Origin of the sequence: Methylobacterium sp. J-026 (genome assembly GCF_022829585.1) — a bacterium.
Taxonomy (GTDB): domain Bacteria; phylum Pseudomonadota; class Alphaproteobacteria; order Rhizobiales; family Beijerinckiaceae; genus Methylobacterium.
In genome coordinates, this window is record NZ_JAKSYC010000146.1 from 26,402 (window position 1) to 42,529 (window position 16,128).

Here is a 16,128-nt window from a genome sequence, read left to right on the forward strand (position 1 = left end):
AGCCGCCCGGCACGATCCCCAGGGGCAGTCTCAGGAGGCCGAGACCCGCATGCGTCGTCACCGCCACGCCAAGATCGTCGCCACCGTGGGCCCCGCGACATCGGCGCCCGACCGGCTCCATGCCCTGTTCCTCGCCGGCGTCGATACGTTCCGGCTGAACTTCAGTCACGGCGTCCAAGCGGACCATGCACGGGTCCACGCCGCGATCCGCGCCCTGGAGCAGGAGGTCGGCCGGCCGATCGGCATCCTGCAGGATCTCCAGGGACCCAAGATCCGGATCGGCACGCTGCGCGACGGCCGGCTGGATCTCGAGGCGGGCGAGACCGTCCGGTTCGTCCTCGACGGCACCGACGGTGACAAGCAGGCGATTCCCCTGCACCACCCGGAGATCTTCGACGCCGTGGTGCCCGGCCAGGAACTGCTGATCGACGACGGGCGGGTGCGGGTGCGCGTCACCGGGCCGGAGCGGACCGCCATCACCGCCGAGGTGGTCACCGGCGGGACGATCTCGAATCGCAAGGGCGTCAACCTGCCGGGGACGCTGCTGGACCTGTCGCCGCTCACCGCGAAGGATAGGGCGGACCTCGCCTTCGGGCTCGAACTCGGCGTCGACTGGGTGGCCCTGTCCTTCGTGCAGAAGCCCTCGGACGTGATTGAGGCGCGGGGGATCATCGGCGACCGCGCCGGGATCATGTCGAAGATCGAGAAGCCCCAGGCGCTGGAGCGGATCGACGATATCATTCGCCTCTCCGACGCCGTCATGGTGGCCCGCGGCGACCTCGGCGTGGAGATCCCGCACGAGGACGTGCCCGGGCGGCAGAAGGAGCTGATCCGCGCCTGCCGGCTCGCGGTGAAGCCCGTGGTCGTGGCGACCCAGATGCTCGACTCCATGGTCAACGCCCCCGCACCGACCCGGGCCGAGGCCTCCGACGTCGCCACCGCGATCTACGACGGAGCCGACGCCGTGATGCTCTCGGCGGAATCGGCCACCGGCCGCTACCCGGTCGAGGCGGTGGCGATGATGGACCGGATCATCCGGAGCGTGGAGGGGCACAAGCTCTACCACTCGATCGTGGCGGCCTCGGAGCCCGGCGAGGAGGAGACACCGCCCCACGCCGTGGCGACCGCGACGGCCGACCTCGCCGAGGCCGTGCACGCCGCCGCCATCGTGGCCTACACGGCCAGCGGGACCACGGCCGCCCGGGTGGCGCGCAAGCGCCCGGCCGCCGCGATCCTGGCGCTGACGCCGAACCTCGCGACGTCGCGGCGGCTGAGCCTCCTCTGGGGCGCGCACAGCGTCCTGACCGAGGATGTCGACTCCTATGAGGAGATGACCGCGAAGGCCCGGCAGCACGCGCAGGACGAGGGCTTCGCCAAGCCGAACGACATCATCGTGGTCACCGCCGGCATCCCGTTCCACACGGCCGGCAACACCAACAACATTCGCCTGCTGCAAGTCTGAGGCGGAGGCCCGGGTGGAACGCGCCCCGCCACTCGCCCGTTGAATCGAAAGCTGCGCCGTTATGGCGCGCCAACGGAGGGCCGACCCATGAACCTCATCGGACGCATCGTTTCAAAGATCCTCGGCAACGAGAACCGCCCCGTCGATCGCGACGACCGGAACGCCAGCACCGCGACGCCGATCGGCCGCCTGGTCACGAAGATCCTGGGCCGATAGGGCGCTCGGCGCCGAGCGCGTCACAGCAGAACCTTCAAGCCGTTCCCGATCGCAACGCGGGCGCGTACGGCTCGAACGCGCTGGCCGCGCGCCGTCAGGCGCGCGGCCTCACAGTTAGTTCGCGATCGCGGCGGCCGTCTCCTTGACGGTCGGCGCCGCCGGCACCGTGTGTTGCCAGAACGTGCCGGTCCGACCCTTCGCCATGCCCTCCTCATAGAGGGCGCGCATGTAGGCGGTGTCGAAACCCTTCGAGGGGGGAACCTTCGGGCCGTCCTCGTCGATGTAGGTCAGGTTGAAGCCGATGCCGTTGTTCCGCGCGAGCGCGTAGGTCGCCGTCAGCGTGGCCCGCGAGCGGGCTCGGCTCGCCGTGGTGAAGGAGCGCCCGACGATCGAGAGGGTGTTGTCCTTTGTGACCTCGAAATCGGGTTCCAGGCGGCCGTTGATCACCACGAAGATCTCGGCCTTGCCGCCGGTCCGGATCCGGCCGTCGCGCAGCAGCAGCGTCTGCGGCAACGTGAAGACCGGCGTCACCACCGAACCGTCGACATGCATCTCCTGGAAGCGCGTATCGCCCGCCGAGACGTCGATCAGCTGCGGCGGGAACACCGCCGGGATGCTGGCCGAGGCGGCCAGGACGTCGCGGAACAGCTCCCGGGCGTTCGGCACCCCGCTCGCCGCGATGGCGCCCATGTTCCAGATCACCGCGCGCTGGGAATCCAGGTTCGTGGTCACCACCAGCAGGCGCCGGCCCTTGGCGTGCTCCTCGGCCACCGCGCGGATCAGGTCCGGCGTGACGTAGCGGTCGATCAGGTTGCGCAGGCGCCCGTCGCCGAACAGGCCCGAGCCGAACAGCACGTTCGCGAGGTTGGGCGACGCCACCAGATCACCGGCGACGCCGCTGGTGTAGAATTCGGTCAGGTAGGCGTCGTAGGCCGGACCCAGGAAGGCGAAGGGCGCGATCAGAGCACCGGTCGAGACACCCGACACCAGGGTGAATTCCGGTCGCTGGCCCGAAGCCGTCCAGCCGTTGAGCACACCGGCGCCGTAGGCCCCGTCGCCGCCGCCGCCCGAGAGTGCCAGGTAGGTGAATCCCTTGGCCCGACTGTGCGGGTTGGCGGCGAGTTCCGCGATCGTCTCCACCGAGGCGTCGGCGAAAACGCGGGCGCCCGGAATGCCGGGAATGCCCGCGAGCGACGCCTGCTCGGCGGTGTACGGCGTGCGCGGAAGACTGCCGCAGGCCGTGACCTGGCCCGCCAGCCCGAGCGCCACCAGCGCGTGCAGGCTTGTCCGACGGAAACCCATCCTCGTCACCCCGATCCGTGAAACCCGGCCACTGTGCCATACGGAACGAGCTTGGCCGCAGCGGAGGTTCCGTCTTAGCCGGCCAATGGGCGCGATAACATGGCGCTGTTGCGCGGGGGTCACGATCATACGGGATCGCGGGTTCGCACAACCGATGCGGGCGCATCACCCACGCGGTGGCGCGATCGGGCCGCCGCGCCGGACGCCGTCAAACCTTTGGCGGTGGACAGGAGGCGCCCCGGACTGCCCGGCGCCCTTGCAACGCTCGCGAGCCGCGCGCTAGGGTTCCCCGCGGCTTGACGAGACAGGGTGTCGCACTGCGGTGCGGAGCCTGTCGCGCGGGTGCGCGGTCCGCACGGCGGCGTGGCCGGCCGAATGGCGGGTCCATTGACCCGGGATGCGCATCGCAGACCATGGCGCAGCGCAAGCCGCAGGGGGCGGAGGGGATGATGGAAGCGGGCGTCGTAGGCTGGACGGATGATCGCGTGGCGCTCCTGCGCCGGCTGTGGGAGGAAGGGCAGAGCGCGAGCAAGATCGCGGCGCAGCTCGGTGGCGTGACCCGCAACGCGGTGATCGGCAAGGTCCATCGCCTCGGTCTGGCCGGACGCCCGAGGGGCGGCGAGGAACTGCCTGCCGCCGCCGTCGTGGTGCCGTCGGCGAAGACCGTGGAGATCGAGACCGCCATCGCGGTGGTCGAGACGCAGGCCCCCGAGCCGGTGGCGATCCTGTCGCACCGCCCGGCGCCCGAATTCCCGGCCCCCGCGCCGGCGACAGCACCGGTCCCTCTGGCCACCTCCCAGCGGGTCACGATCATGGACCTGCGCGAATCCATGTGCCGCTGGCCGCTCGGCGACCCGACCACACCGGAATTCCGGTTCTGCGGCGGCCGCGCGATCACCGGCCTCCCCTACTGCACCCACCACGCCGAGATCGCCTACCAGCCCGCGGCCGAGCGGAAGCGGGATCGCCGGGTCGCCTCGTTCCGCTGATCGGGGACAGGGTCAGGGGCGGCTCGCGTCTGTCGCGCGCAGGTAGCGTACGGTGGCGGCGTTGATGCGCTCCGGCGGCACCAGCCCGATGAGGTTCCTCGGGTGGGTCGGCGCTGCGGCGTCGCGGGCGAGCGCGCGGACGATCCGGTCAGCCGGATGGCCGTCGAAGCCTGGGCGCGCCAGGACGAAGCTCCAGGAGCCCACCGTCTCGATCGGGTCTGCCTGCCCCGGAAAGCTGCCGGTCGGCACGGTCAGCCGCTTCATCGCGGCGCCGGGCTGCGCGAGGCGCGCGATCCCGGTCTCGGACGGACCGAAGAACCGGGCTCCGCCCGGCGCGCGGGCGAGCGCTGCGAAGCCCGGCCAGTCGAGACCGCCGCCCCAGAGCGCGTCGGCACGGCCTTCGCGCACCAGGGTCGGCCCATCACCCGCCCGGTCGAGCAGGATCGGGCGAATGTCGCGCTCGGGATCGAGCCCCGAAGCGGCGAGCACGGTGCGCCCCATCACGGTGAGGCCGGACTGGTGCGTGCCCAGCGCCACCGCGCGTCCACGCAGATCCGCCACCGACCGGATCGGGCTGCCCGCCGGGACCACGAACAGGCCGGGTGTCGGGTACATCGGGGCCAGCACGGTGACCCCGCCGGGGTCGGCGAAGGCCGGGTAGGCGTACTCTCCTTGAACCAAGCCGAGATCGACGGAGCCGGACCGCAGGAGGCCGAGATTCTCGGCCGAGCCGGCGCTGGCGCGGGTCTCGATCGTGACGTCCGGATCGGCCTGCCGGATCGCCGCCGCGAAGGCCGCTCCGAAGGCCGGGAAGCCGCCGCCCGGCGTCGCCGTGGCCAGGACGACGTGGACGGCGTCAGCGGCCTGGGCCGGCCGCGCCGCGAGGAGGCCGAGCGCCGCAAGGATCGCCGTCCGGCGCGTCAACGGCCCTGCTCCGGCGGTGTGCGTACGGCGTGTCGGCATCGGCGGTCCCGTCATGCGTGGGCGCCCGGCCGGCGCAGAGGAGGAGAATAAGTTTCCATCGATCACGCGGCCAATAGCAAAGCCGTTCCACCAACGGCCGGACACATCGTCGGGAGCGGAAAGAACTTTCAGCAACGGCACTTAGCCCGATTGCTCCGGTGGCGGCAACGCGATATCGCAGCCTCCCGTCCGCGTCCGAGCCCGGCCTCCCCAACCCAGGAAGCCTTGGTCTGGTCGGTCCGGACACACATCTGTCCGATCCCACGACGAGCAGGAGTTCCGCGATGGCCGATTCCCTCCACGCACCGGCGAAGGTCGGCCACGGCCGTGTCTACGGCTCGATCACCGAAACGATCGGCAACACGCCCCTGGTCCGCCTGAACCGCCTTCCGAAGGAGCACGGCGTCGATGCCGAGATCCTGCTGAAGCTCGAGTTCTTCAACCCGATCGCCAGCGTCAAGGATCGTATCGGCGTCAACATGATCGACGCGCTGGAGGCCTCCGGCAAGCTGCAGCCCGGCGGCACGCTGGTCGAGCCGACCTCCGGCAACACCGGCATCGCCTTGGCCTTCACGGCCGCGGCGCGGGGCTACCGGCTGATCCTGGTCATGCCCGAGACCATGTCGCTGGAGCGGCGCAAGATGCTCGCCTTCCTGGGCGCGGAGCTGGCGCTGACCCCCGGCGCGCAGGGCATGAAGGGCGCGATCGCCAAGGCCGAGGAGCTGCTGAAGGAGATTCCCGGCTCGGTGATGCCGCAGCAATTCTCCAACCCCGCCAACCCCGAGATCCACCGGAAGACCACCGCCGAGGAAATCTGGAGCGACACCGGCGGCCAGCTCGACGCGTTCGTGGCCGGCGTGGGCACGGGTGGCACCATCACCGGTGTCGGCGAGGTGCTGAAGCCCCGCCTTCCCCACATGAAGGTCTTTGCCGTGGAGCCGGAGGAATCCCCGGTGATCTCCGGCGGCCAGCCCGGCCCGCACAAGATCCAGGGGATCGGCGCCGGCTTCATCCCCGACAACCTCCACACCGCCATCCTCGACGGCGTGCTGAAGGTCTCCAATCAGACTGCCTTCGAGACCGCCCGGGCGCTGGCCCGGCTGGAGGGCATCCCGGGGGGCATCTCAACCGGCGGCAACGTCGCGGCCGCGCTGGAGCTGGCCAAACGGCCCGAGTTCCAGGGCAAGCGCATCGTGACCATCGCCTGCTCCTTCGCCGAGCGCTACATCTCGTCGGCGCTGTTCGACGGGATCGGCTGAGCGGGCTGCGCCGCGGACGCGGCGGCCGCGTGCCCCGCGCCGCGTCGAACGGTGCGGGGCCTCCCTCGGCGGGACGCGGTCCATAGGGTTCGGGCATGGCCGGCCGGGGCCGAGTCGGTCGCCACGGCGGGTGGCACAGGCCGAAGGGTGTTCGGCGACATCGTCATTCTGAGAGGCTATGTCGCTCCGAACACTCCAGTTCAAAGGTTTGAGTGAGCGTTGTCTGCAAGTCGTCTGGATTTATTCAGCACTCTTGATTGCCGCATGCGCGTATCGATCGCGCAAACGATCATAGATTCTCAGTGCCGCGGCCCGCGCGGGACCCGTCTGGATCTTCGTTGATCGTTCCGCTACCGCCGATCGGGCGACCGGTCGGAGATTCGCATGCGCTGCCTTTTCGCGATCCTGTGCAGCCTGTAGTCCCAAATGGCGCTGGCGCAGGGTTTCGCGATCCATGACCTGACATCCCTCGCGGAGCCGGCCCGGACGATCCTCGGCGACGGTGCCACCGCGCAGGCCCAGCCGGGTCAGCTCATTCTCACCTGTCAGGCCTGTCAGGGCGCCCCCACGGTCGCGTTGCAGCTCGGGCGCCTGACCGACGGCACCGAGGACCGGATCCGGTCCGGCAAGACCACCCTCGCTGCGCTGGAGACCCTCTGCCTCAAGCAGAACCCCGATTGCCGGCTCACCAGCCTGCCCGCCGGACCGGCAATCGGCTGGATCAGCCTGTACGCCTTCACCGGCGGCGCGGGCTCGACCGCCGTCATCCTGCGCGACGGCGATCTTCTGACGATCGAAGCCAAGGCGATGAGCCGCGGGGCGGCGGAGGATGCGGTGCAGCGGCTGGCCCAGGCACTCCTGCCACGCATCGTGGGACGCTGACGCCGCGTCTTCCTCCGGGAACCAGCAGCCTCCTCTCGGGGCAATGCTCCCAGGGCGACCGATCGTCCCCGGCGCAACCCTCCCGTCCCGCCTCCGTTGTCCTGCGCAGACACGGAAGAGGTGAGCCATGAGCCAGCAAACAGATCGACCGTCGCTGAAGACCTTCAGCGCCCAGGCCGACCGGAACGGTCAGGATCTCGGCCAGGACTCGCCCCTCGACGTCGGGCTGGCGGCCCGGACCCAGGCCGATCTGAAGCGCGATCCGGCCGGGGACGCAGAGGCAGCGCGGATCGCCTCGGGCACGCCCGGCTCCGATGCCACGGATGCGACCGAGGCGGAGACGCCGCGCGAGAACCTCGACGCCCTCAACGGCAAGACCGGGACCGGCGCGGATCTGAGCGAGGCGATCGACCGGGCGACCGCGGCGGTCGGCCAGGACGACGGAAAACGCTGATGATCCGGCCGACGCGCGACTCCGGGACGGCGACCCGCAAGCCCGAAGACGCGGTCGGGTCCCCCGGGGGACCCGCTGCCGGGGGCGGTCATCAGACCGCCGAGCAGGCAGCCATCACCGATATGGGCGCCGCACCCCGAACGGAACCGAAGGACGGCTGGGGCAGCACCGGTGACTCGGGACGGGCACCGCCGGCGATCGGCGGTTCGTCCGGCGGACAGTCCGACCGGAAGGCCGCGGCGGCGACTGACGACAGCATTGCGGGCGGCCTGTCCCGCGCGGAGCGGGAGACCCGGGATGACTGACCGCAAGGAGACCGACGCGAAGCCGGACAAGCCGAAGAACGTCGCGCCCGATGCCGTCAGGGACCCGAACGAGAAAACTGACGGTAAACCGGGGCTCGGGCCCCAGGGCGGCAAGACCCAGCATGACGAGACGGATCCCGGCGGCAGCTGACCAGCCCGAATTTTTTGGGACCTCGTACGTGGCTTACGCGGTGGGTCGTTCGTAATCCGTTTTGCTACGGGCCTGCCGCGGAGACGGGTCAGTCCTTGTCGAGCGTCAGGTCCGGCGCGTCCGGATTCTTCATGCCGACGACATGGTAGCCGGCATCCACGTGAAGGATCTCGCCGGTCATGCCGGCGGCCATGTCGGAGACGAGATACGCCGCCGTCTCGCCGACTTCGCCGATGGTCACGGTCCGGCGCAGGGGTGCGTTGTACTCGTTCCACTTCAGGATGTAGCGGAAGTCGCCGATCCCCGAGGCGGCCAGCGTCTTGATCGGGCCAGCGGAGATCGCGTTGACCCGGATGTTCTTCGGGCCGAGATCGGCCGCGAGGTAACGCACAGAGGCCTCGAGCGCCGCCTTGGCGACGCCCATGACGTTGTAGTGCGGCATCCATTTCTCGGCGCCGTAATAGGTCAGCGTCACGAGCGAGCCGCCGGGGCGCATGATCTTCTCGGCGCGCTGGGCCACCGCCGTGAACGAGTAGCACGAGACCAAGAGCGACTTGGTGAAGTTCTCCTCCGAGGTCTCGATGTAGCGGCCGGTCAGCTCGTCCTTGTCGGAGAAGGCGACGCAGTGGACGACGAAGTCGATCCCGTCGGAGAAGACCCGGGCCGCCTCCGCGAACACCGCGTCGATCGTGGCCGCTTCGGTCACGTCGCAATGGCCGATGACGTGGGCGTCGACTTCCCTCGCCAGCGGCTCGACCCGCTTGCGCAGGGCATCGCCCTGATAGGTGAAGGCGAGTTCCGCCCCGTGGGCGCGGGCGCTGCGGGCGATGCCCCAGGCGATCGAGCGGTTGTTGGCGACACCCAGGACGATGCCCCGCTTGCCCGCCAGAAGCCCCTGCCCGTGTTCCGCCATGATCGATCCCGAAGCCTCGCGACACCTCGCGGCGCCGGGGCGTCTCCTTAGCGGAGGCGGCCCGGCGACGGAAGTCCGGGGCGCCCCCGCGCGTTCAGGCCGCCTTGGCGCCGCGGCGGGCGCGGGCGAAGTCCATGAGCGCCGCGTCCTCGCCCGCCGGCAGGACGATGGCGGTTGTGGCGAACAGGTCGCCGGGGCTCCCGTCCTTCTTCGGCAGACCCTTGCCGCGCAGGCGGAAGGTGCGGCCCGAACTCGTCATCGCGGGGATCTTCATCTCCACCGGTCCGGTCAGCGTCGGCACGCGGATCGTGCCACCGAGCACGGCATCCTCGAGGGGGACATCGACCGTGGTCCGCAGATCCGGGCCGTCGACGGTGAAATTCGGGTGCGGCCGGATCCGGATGGTTAGCAGCGCGTCGCCGGGCTCGCCGCGCGGACCGGCGCTCTGGCCGAGCCCGCGGAGGCGGATGGCTTGGCCGTCGATCACCCCGCGCGGGATGACCACGTCCACCTCCCGCCCGGTCGGCAGGTACAGGCGCAGCTTCTCCTCGCTGACGACCTGCTCCAGGGTCACGGACAGCTCGGCGGCGATGTCCTCGCCCTTGGCGGCCTGGCGCTGGGCGCCGGGGCCGGCTCCGCCAGCGCGGAACGCCTCGCCGAAGATGTGCGAGAAGATGTCCTCGCCCATCCCGCCGGCCATGCCGGCGCCCATGCCGCCCTGCCGGCTGCGGGCCATGTTCTCGAAGTCGAATCCACCGGCCCGTCCGCCGCCGAATCCCTCGAAGCCGGTCGCGCGGGGCTTGCCGTCGGCGTCGATCTCGCCGCGGTCGAACTGCTTGCGCTTCTCGGCGTCGCCCAGGATCTCGTAGGCGGAATTGGCCTCGGCGAACCGGTCCTTGGCCTTCACGTCGTTCGCGTTGCGATCGGGGTGGAAGTCCTTGGCGAGCTTGCGATAGGCCTTCTTGATGTCGGCCTCGCTCGCCCCCTTGGCCACGCCCAGCACGTCGTAGGGATTGCGCATGGAACTCTTGGCTGTGCGGTGTGGGGTTTCCACCCGGATGTGGGAAGGCTGTTGCATACCTGCAACGGTCCTGGGGGCGAAAGTCTGCGGGTTCGCGGCCGGCGTCAAGCGGTCCCCCTCGTCCCGGAGTATCGGGGGACATAACTTCGCTTCGGCACAGGCCCGCGCAGCGTGACTGGAGCTGCGCCGACGCCGAATCGCGAGGAACCGGAGGTCCGATGCAATACGCCTGCGACCACGTCCATCTGCGCAGCCGCGACGCCGTGCAGGCTGCGCGGTTCTATGTCGAGACCTTCGGGGCCCGGGAGGTGAAGCGCGTCGGCGCCGACCCCGTGCAGCGGGTGGTCCTGGATCTCGGCGGGCTGACCGTGTTCATCGAGCAGGCGCCCGCGGAGACGGCGCCGGCCGCATCCACCCCGTGCCTCGGCATCGAGCATATCGGGCTGCGGGTCGCCGATATCGAAGCGGCCATGGCCGATCTCACGGCCCGCGGCGTCCCGGTCCGCACCGGCATCACCGAACGCGGGCCGGGGCTGCGGATCGCCTTCGTGGAGGGGCCGGACGGGGCGCTGATCGAGATCCTGGAGCGCGGATCCGTCTGATGGGGGCCCTGTTCGGACCCGGCGGATCCCGCGCCGGCGCGCTTGCGCTGCTTCTGGCCCAGTTCCTGGTCCTGGCCGGCGCAGCCGCAGCCCGCCCCTTCACTGACGCGGCCGGCCGGACCGTCGAGTTACCCGAACGGATCGAGCGGGTCCTGGCCGCCGGCCCCCCGGCCTCGGTGCTGCTCTACACCCTGGCGCCGGACCGGATGGTCGGCTGGGTCAGCGTGCCCCGGCCCGAGGCGCTGCCCTATCTCGAGCCCCGCACCCGAGCGCTCCCGGCCTATGGCCGCCTGACCGGGCGCGGCGGCACCGCCAACGTCGAGAGCGTGCTCGCCGCCAAGCCCGACCTGATCGTCGATTCGGGCGGCCTCGGACCGACCTATGCGTCGCTGGCCGACCGGGTCCAGGCTCAGACCGGCATCCCCTACATCCTGCTCGACGGCAGCTTCGCCAAGATCCCCGAATCCTACCGGCAGCTCGGGGCGGCCCTGGGCCGGCAGGCCGAGGCGGACGCCCTCGCGGCCTACGCAGAGGACCTGACCGGCGCGGTGGCGAAGGCGGTCGGATCCATCCCGGAGGATCGGCGGCCGCGCGTCTACTACGCTCGGGGGCCGCGCGGACTGGAGACCGGGTTCTCCGGCTCGATCAACACCGAACTCGTGGAGGCGGCCGGCGGCCGGAACGTCGCGCAGGGCGGCGACGGGCGCCTCGGCGCGGTCTCCCTGGAGCAGGTCCTGGCCTGGGATCCCGACGTGATCGTCACCCTCGATCCGGGTTTCGCGACCGGTGTGCGGACGGATCCGCTCTGGCGGGACCTGCGGGCGGTGCGAGAGGGCCGGATCTACCTGGCGCCGCAACAGCCGTTTCCGTGGTTCGACGCGCCGCCGGGCGTCAACCGGCTGATCGGCCTGCGCTGGCTGGCGGGGCTGCTCCACCCGGACCTGTTCCCGCAGCCGATGGCGGAGGTCGTGCGCGACTTCTACCGCCGCTTCTATCACGTCGACCTCGACGCCGCGCAGGCGGCCGCACTGCTCGATCCGACGCCAGCGGGTGCAACGCCGTGAGCCGATCCCCCTCCGCCTCGGCTCCGGTAAGGGCGCACCGGAGCGTCAGGGTCCCGGCGGCGCTCCTGGCCGGGGCCGCCCTCCTGGCGCTGTCCGTGCTCGCGCTGGCGGTCGGCAAGTATCCGGTCACCCTGACGGATCTGGCCAACGTGCTCGGCCACCGGCTGCTCGGCCTGCCGGCCCGGGCGCCGGCGGCGGTGGAGACAGTGGTGATGCAGGTGCGCCTGCCCCGGGTCGTGGCCGCCCTGGTGGTCGGCGGCGCCCTCTCGGCGGCGGGGGCGACCTATCAGGGGCTGTTCCGCAATCCACTCGTCTCGCCGGACATCCTCGGCGTCTCGGCCGGAGCCGGGCTCGGGGCGGTGCTGGGGATCTATCTCGGCCTTCCGGTCGCGCCGATCCAGGCGCTCGCCTTCCTGGGCGGACTCGCGGCCGTCGCGGCGGTGTACGGCGTCGGGCTCGCGGTCCGCCGCAACGATCCGGTCCTGACGCTGGTGCTGGCGGGCGTGGCGGTGGGCGCGGTGCTCGGCGCGGGCATCTCGCTCCTGAAGGTGCTCGCCGATCCCTATAACCAGCTGCCGGCGATCACCTTCTGGCTCCTCGGCAGCCTCACGTCGGTGACTCTGGGCGATGCCGGCGCGGTGCTGCCGATGATGCTGGTCGGCCTCGCGCCCCTGGTGCTGCTGCGCTGGCGGATGAACCTGATGAGCCTCGGGAACGAGGAGGCCCGGGCCCTCGGCGTGGAGACGCGGGTCCTGCGCCCCATCCTGATCGCCGGGGCGACCCTGATCACCGCGGCGGCGGTCTCGATGACCGGGGTGATCGGCTGGATCGGGCTGATCGTGCCCCACATCGCCCGCCTGCTCGTCGGGCCGGACTACCGCCGGCTGCTGCCGGCCTCCCTGGCGCTCGGGGCCGGCTACCTCCTCGCCGTCGACCTGATCGCCCGCACCGTCGGGACGATCGAGGTACCCCTCGGGATCCTCACGGCCTTGGTTGGCGCCCCCTTCTTCCTGTGGCTGCTGGCGGCCGGACGCGGCCGGATCGGATGACGCTGCTGCAGGTCGAGAAACTCGCCTTCGGCTACGGCGACCGGACCGTCGGAGCGGGGGTCTCGTTCGGCATCGCGGCGGGCGAGGTGATGTGCCTGCTCGGGCCCAATGGCGGCGGCAAGACGACCCTGCTCAAGACCGTGCTGGGCCTGATCCCGGCCCGGGCGGGGCGGATCCGGCTCGACGGTTCGGACCTGGCCCGGCTGTCGCGGACCGAGACCGCCCGGGCGGTTGCCGCCGTGCCGCAGGCGCACGCGGCCTACTTCCCGTACACGGTCCGCGAGATGGTGGTGATGGGGCGGGCGAGCCGGCTCGCGCCGTTCGCCACGCCCGGCCCATCCGACGAGGCGGCCGCCGAGCGGGCGCTCGCCACCCTCGGAATTGGGCACCTGGCCGGGACGGTCTATACCGAGATCAGCGGTGGTGAGCGGCAGCTCGCCCTGATCGCCCGGGCGCTCAGCGGGGCGCCGCGGCTCCTGATCATGGACGAACCCACCGCGAGCCTCGATTTCGGCAACCAGGCCCGGGTCCTCGGCCAGGTCCGCCGCCTGGCCCGGGCCGGCATCGCCGTGCTGTTCTCGACCCACGATCCCGGCCACGCCCTGCTCTGCGCCGACCGCGTCATCGCCCTGCACGACGGTGGGGTCGCCGCCTGCGGACCCTCCGCCGAGACGGTCACCCCGGCGCTGCTGCGCCGGATCTACGGGATCGACGTGGTGATGGCGACGGTGCCCGGCATCGCGGCGCCGGTCTGCGCGCCGGTCATCGACTGACCGCTATCCCGCGCCGCCGCGGGGTGCCGCATTCATATCCCGGGATACCGCCGCCGGAACGAACCCAGGCTCGTTCGCCGGAAGCACACCTATTTGTCCGTGCAAAGTCCCTGCTCGGACAACCGCTTGTGCTCCCGGGGATCGCAATCGGTCGAGAGGAACGAGGCCCAGTCCGACGGCGTGCCGTAGAAGGCATTCCGGTCGACGTCGCCCTGCACCCCCGGCACGCGGCCCGTGGAGGTGAATTGCCAGAGCATCCACTTGCGATTGACGAAGCGCTCCTCCGGCTCCGCCGCGGTGGAGCGCAGCCAATGCGGGTAATCCGGCAGCTCGCCCTCCAGCACGTCCTTGTGGAAGGTGATGTCGGTGTAGATGATCGGCCGCTTGCCGGTGTAGCGCTCCATCTCCTCCAGCATCTCGGTGACCATCGCCAGGGCCTGCGCCCGGGGCAGCTTCTTGGGGCAGGTCTGCGAGTGGCCGTTCCACTCGACGTCGAGCACGGGCGGGAGGGCGGCCGGGTCGTTCGGCACGTTCTTCCGGAACCACTCCATCTGCTCCTTCGCGGAGCGGCACCAGAACACGAAGTGGTAGGCCCCCCGCGGGACGCCGGCCCGGGCCGCCCCGTCCCAGTTGGTGCGGAAGCGCTCGTCGACGTGGTCGCCGCCTTCGGTCGCCTTGATGAAGGCGAACTGCGTGCCGGAGGCCCGGACCGAGGCCCAATCGACGTTGCCCTGCCACTTCGAGATGTCGATGCCCTGGATCGGGTGGAGCTTCGCCTTGGCCACGCCCGGATGGGGCTTCGCGTCGCCCTTGGTCGGGTAGAAATCGCGATTCGACGCACAGGCCGCGAGGCCGGCGAGAATCACCGCCGCCGCGAACCGTCCGGCGAGCCGGCGAGCCGCCCTCAGCCGATGGCTCATGCCCGGAATCCGGCAGGGGGAGGACGTGTGCGAAAACTGGTCGATCCGCGACATCAGTGTTTAGCCCGCCACCGAAGATGCGCCTCAGACAGGCGTATTCGATGGCCCCGGCGCGGTTAACGGACCTTTGCGATCATTGCGGCGGAATTCCGAGATGCGTTGCAACGCCGCGACATACGCAGGACATCCTAGGGTGTTGCACAGGGTGACACCCGGCTAAGTGCCGGGCCTGACACACGAGTTCGGTCACGCCGCCGTGAACAAGCAAATCTTTACCATAGGGTACGAAGGGCTCGATTCGGAGCACGTCCCCGGAATCCTGAGCGCCGCCGGTGTCGCCGTCCTGGCGGATGTCCGGGCGGTGGCGAATTCGCGCAAGCGCGGCTTCTCGAAGGGCGCCCTCGGGTCAGCCCTGCGGGATTCCGGGCTCGGCTACACGCATCTGCGCAGCCTCGGAACCCCGAAATCCGGCCGCCTGGCGGCCCGGGCGGGGGACTCGGCGCTGATGCGCCGGATCTACTGCGAGGAAGTGCTCGACACGGCCGCCGGACAGGCGAGTCTCGACGACCTCGCCGCCCTGGCCGAGGCCGCTCCGCTCTGCCTGCTCTGCTTCGAGCGCGATCCGGCCTTTTGCCACCGGCGCGTCCTGACGGAGCGCCTGGCCGAGCGGGGCTTCACGGTCAGGGATCTTTGAGGGGCGTTCCGGGTCACGCGGGTCACGCAAACCGGGGCCGGGTCGCCTCTCCGTGATATCTTTCAGGAGACAAGGCGCCCCCAGCGTGCCGCGCACTTCTCTCCCCCCTCTGCAGGGGAGACGCGCGGCGCCGGCTCGTCACGCGGAAAAGCGCGAATCCGTCGGGGATCCGTGCACAGGCTGCATGCGTGCACCGATCGCGCCGGCGAGCTTCCGAAGCGGGTGCAGGGTGGCGGCGAGTCGCGAGGGCGGGGCGATGCGCCGCGTCCGCCGGTCCAGGTCGGCCACCGGTTCGACGGGCATGTAGAGCGCGTCGAGGAACGGGATTTCCAGCTGCGTCGCGCCGGTCTCGTCGGTGATCACCATGGTCGCGTCGAGCAACCGCGGGTCGCCGCCGTGCTGGCGCATCAGGCCCTGCACGATCGTGCGCGCGGTCGCCCGGGCGGCGTCGGCGTCGGCAACCCATTGTGCCGCCGAAGCGGGCAGCGACGCGCCGCCGAAGCGGACGAGGAAATGGGCGTGGATCATGGGGAGGCTCCTCGGGAGGGCCGAATACGTGCCTCAGGCCGCCTGCGCACCGTCGGCCGGCTCAGCATCCTCGGTCGCCGGCCGCGGGTCGAAGGCGTCGGCCAGGAGTTCGAGGCGCCGCGCCATATCGCGCACCTCGTTCAGGGCGATCGACTTCTGACCTTCTTTGACCGCGCGGGTGATGTCGCTGACCTGCGTGGTGGCGATCCGCTTCAGTTCCTCGGCGAGTTGCTGGCAGGTCATCATCGCGTCCGGGCTCGGCTTGTCGATCTGAGCCTGGACCGTGGCGCGCGGGCGCTTACCAAGGCGTTGCGCCGGGCCGCGACGCCTGTGGACAAGATGGGGCGTGCGGCGCCGACTCAATCCTGAAGATGGCGCGCCGCGATGATCGAGGCCGCGGTGCGGTTCTCCACGCCGAGCTTGGCGTAGATGCCTTCGAGATGCTTGGTGACGGTCCGATGGCTCAATCCGAGGATCTCACCGATGTCGCGGCTCGACTTGCCGCGCGAGAGCCAGAGGAGGACCTCCGCCTCCCGGCCCGTGACGGGCAGGCGCGCCCGCAGCCGCTCGACCCCCGCCGC

Annotated in this window: 21 protein-coding genes; 13 read left to right on the top strand and 8 right to left on the bottom strand. The window is 70.8% G+C overall.

Annotated features, from left to right (window positions below; genetic code table 11):
* The first annotated feature begins 49 nt into the window (after positions 1 to 49).
* Both pyk and MKK69_RS13960 read left to right on the top strand, forming a co-directional pair.
* Complete coding sequence (pyk, locus tag MKK69_RS13955) at positions 50 to 1,462, top strand: pyruvate kinase (protein WP_243968600.1); 1,413 nt, start codon at positions 50 to 52, stop codon at positions 1,460 to 1,462.
* A gap of 87 nt (positions 1,463 to 1,549) precedes the next feature.
* Positions 1,550 to 1,678 (top strand): TFIIS helical bundle-like domain containing protein, encoded by a 129-nt coding sequence (locus tag MKK69_RS13960; protein WP_243968602.1) that lies wholly within the window; start codon positions 1,550 to 1,552, stop codon positions 1,676 to 1,678.
* A 114-nt stretch (positions 1,679 to 1,792) separates the two neighbouring features.
* Here MKK69_RS13960 and MKK69_RS13965 read toward each other — a convergent pair whose 3' ends face one another.
* The gene (locus MKK69_RS13965; RefSeq protein ID WP_243968604.1) at positions 1,793 to 2,980 is read right to left on the bottom strand and encodes a patatin-like phospholipase family protein; all 1,188 of its coding nucleotides are present in this window, start codon (positions 2,978 to 2,980) and stop codon (positions 1,793 to 1,795) included.
* A 449-nt stretch (positions 2,981 to 3,429) separates the two neighbouring features.
* Here MKK69_RS13965 and MKK69_RS13970 point away from each other — a divergent pair, with 449 nt between their 5' ends.
* Positions 3,430 to 3,969: a GcrA family cell cycle regulator gene (locus tag MKK69_RS13970; RefSeq protein ID WP_243968638.1), complete on the top strand. Its 540-nt coding sequence runs from the start codon at positions 3,430 to 3,432 to the stop codon at positions 3,967 to 3,969.
* A 12-nt stretch (positions 3,970 to 3,981) separates the two neighbouring features.
* Here the strand turns inward: MKK69_RS13970 and MKK69_RS13975 are convergent, their stop codons facing one another.
* The gene (locus MKK69_RS13975; RefSeq protein ID WP_243968606.1) at positions 3,982 to 4,893 is read right to left on the bottom strand and encodes a TAXI family TRAP transporter solute-binding subunit; all 912 of its coding nucleotides are present in this window, start codon (positions 4,891 to 4,893) and stop codon (positions 3,982 to 3,984) included.
* A gap of 323 nt (positions 4,894 to 5,216) precedes the next feature.
* On the opposite strand from MKK69_RS13975, the gene cysK reads away from it, so the two are divergent.
* The 5 genes from cysK to MKK69_RS14000 all read left to right on the top strand — a co-directional run bounded on the left by cysK (position 5,217) and on the right by MKK69_RS14000 (position 7,983).
* Positions 5,217 to 6,191, top strand: a complete 975-nt coding sequence (gene cysK / locus MKK69_RS13980; protein WP_243968608.1) for a cysteine synthase A — start codon at positions 5,217 to 5,219, stop codon at positions 6,189 to 6,191.
* 426 nt (positions 6,192 to 6,617) lie between these two features.
* Complete coding sequence (locus tag MKK69_RS13985) at positions 6,618 to 7,073, top strand: hypothetical protein (RefSeq protein ID WP_243968611.1); 456 nt, start codon at positions 6,618 to 6,620, stop codon at positions 7,071 to 7,073.
* A gap of 127 nt (positions 7,074 to 7,200) precedes the next feature.
* Entirely contained in the window at positions 7,201 to 7,527 is a 327-nt protein-coding gene (locus tag MKK69_RS13990; protein ID WP_243968612.1) for a hypothetical protein, read from the top strand.
* Positions 7,527 to 7,832, top strand: a complete 306-nt coding sequence (locus tag MKK69_RS13995; protein WP_243968614.1) for a hypothetical protein — start codon at positions 7,527 to 7,529, stop codon at positions 7,830 to 7,832. Before MKK69_RS13990 ends, MKK69_RS13995 begins: the two co-directional genes overlap by 1 nt.
* On the top strand, positions 7,825 to 7,983 hold the full coding sequence (locus MKK69_RS14000; protein ID WP_243968616.1) for a hypothetical protein: 159 nt from the start codon (positions 7,825 to 7,827) through the stop codon (positions 7,981 to 7,983). Before MKK69_RS13995 ends, MKK69_RS14000 begins: the two co-directional genes overlap by 8 nt.
* An 88-nt stretch (positions 7,984 to 8,071) precedes the next feature.
* On the opposite strand, the gene fabI is transcribed toward MKK69_RS14000, so the two are convergent.
* Together fabI and MKK69_RS14010 are read right to left on the bottom strand one after the other, a co-directional pair.
* Positions 8,072 to 8,896: an enoyl-ACP reductase FabI gene (gene fabI / locus MKK69_RS14005; RefSeq protein ID WP_243968618.1), complete on the bottom strand. Its 825-nt coding sequence runs from the start codon at positions 8,894 to 8,896 to the stop codon at positions 8,072 to 8,074.
* A 94-nt stretch (positions 8,897 to 8,990) separates the two neighbouring features.
* A complete protein-coding gene (locus MKK69_RS14010; protein ID WP_243968620.1) occupies positions 8,991 to 9,917 on the bottom strand; it encodes a DnaJ C-terminal domain-containing protein in 927 nt (308 codons plus the stop codon).
* Positions 9,918 to 10,135: 218 nt separating this feature from the next.
* On the opposite strand from MKK69_RS14010, the gene MKK69_RS14015 reads away from it, so the two are divergent.
* From MKK69_RS14015 to MKK69_RS14030, 4 genes are read left to right on the top strand one after another with little or no spacing between them, the layout of a single operon-like run.
* On the top strand, positions 10,136 to 10,519 hold the full coding sequence (locus MKK69_RS14015; RefSeq protein ID WP_243968622.1) for a VOC family protein: 384 nt from the start codon (positions 10,136 to 10,138) through the stop codon (positions 10,517 to 10,519).
* Positions 10,519 to 11,583, top strand: coding sequence for an iron ABC transporter substrate-binding protein (locus MKK69_RS14020; RefSeq protein WP_243968623.1), 1,065 nt, complete (start codon positions 10,519 to 10,521; stop codon positions 11,581 to 11,583). The genes MKK69_RS14015 and MKK69_RS14020 overlap by 1 nt, the downstream gene beginning before the upstream one ends.
* Positions 11,580 to 12,632: a FecCD family ABC transporter permease gene (locus MKK69_RS14025; protein WP_243968625.1), complete on the top strand. Its 1,053-nt coding sequence runs from the start codon at positions 11,580 to 11,582 to the stop codon at positions 12,630 to 12,632. The genes MKK69_RS14020 and MKK69_RS14025 overlap by 4 nt, the downstream gene beginning before the upstream one ends.
* The gene (locus MKK69_RS14030; protein WP_243968627.1) at positions 12,629 to 13,405 is read left to right on the top strand and encodes an ABC transporter ATP-binding protein; all 777 of its coding nucleotides are present in this window, start codon (positions 12,629 to 12,631) and stop codon (positions 13,403 to 13,405) included. Before MKK69_RS14025 ends, MKK69_RS14030 begins: the two co-directional genes overlap by 4 nt.
* Before the next feature lie 89 nt (positions 13,406 to 13,494).
* Here the strand turns inward: MKK69_RS14030 and MKK69_RS14035 are convergent, their stop codons facing one another.
* Positions 13,495 to 14,325: a glycoside hydrolase family 25 protein gene (locus MKK69_RS14035; protein WP_243968629.1), complete on the bottom strand. Its 831-nt coding sequence runs from the start codon at positions 14,323 to 14,325 to the stop codon at positions 13,495 to 13,497.
* 256 nt (positions 14,326 to 14,581) lie between these two features.
* Between MKK69_RS14035 and MKK69_RS14040 the strand changes: the two genes are divergently transcribed.
* Positions 14,582 to 15,019 (top strand): DUF488 family protein, encoded by a 438-nt coding sequence (locus tag MKK69_RS14040; protein ID WP_243968631.1) that lies wholly within the window; start codon positions 14,582 to 14,584, stop codon positions 15,017 to 15,019.
* Positions 15,020 to 15,157: 138 nt separating this feature from the next.
* Here the strand turns inward: MKK69_RS14040 and MKK69_RS14045 are convergent, their stop codons facing one another.
* From MKK69_RS14045 to MKK69_RS14055, 3 genes are all read right to left on the bottom strand, one after another.
* Complete coding sequence (locus MKK69_RS14045; RefSeq protein WP_243968632.1) at positions 15,158 to 15,547, bottom strand: DUF6894 family protein; 390 nt, start codon at positions 15,545 to 15,547, stop codon at positions 15,158 to 15,160.
* Positions 15,548 to 15,580: 33 nt separating this feature from the next.
* The gene (locus MKK69_RS14050) at positions 15,581 to 15,793 is read right to left on the bottom strand and encodes a hypothetical protein (RefSeq protein WP_409564812.1); all 213 of its coding nucleotides are present in this window, start codon (positions 15,791 to 15,793) and stop codon (positions 15,581 to 15,583) included.
* Between the two features lie 113 nt (positions 15,794 to 15,906).
* Positions 15,907 to 16,128 (bottom strand): response regulator transcription factor (locus MKK69_RS14055; RefSeq protein WP_243968634.1); only part of this gene is annotated, 222 nt, incomplete at its 5' end.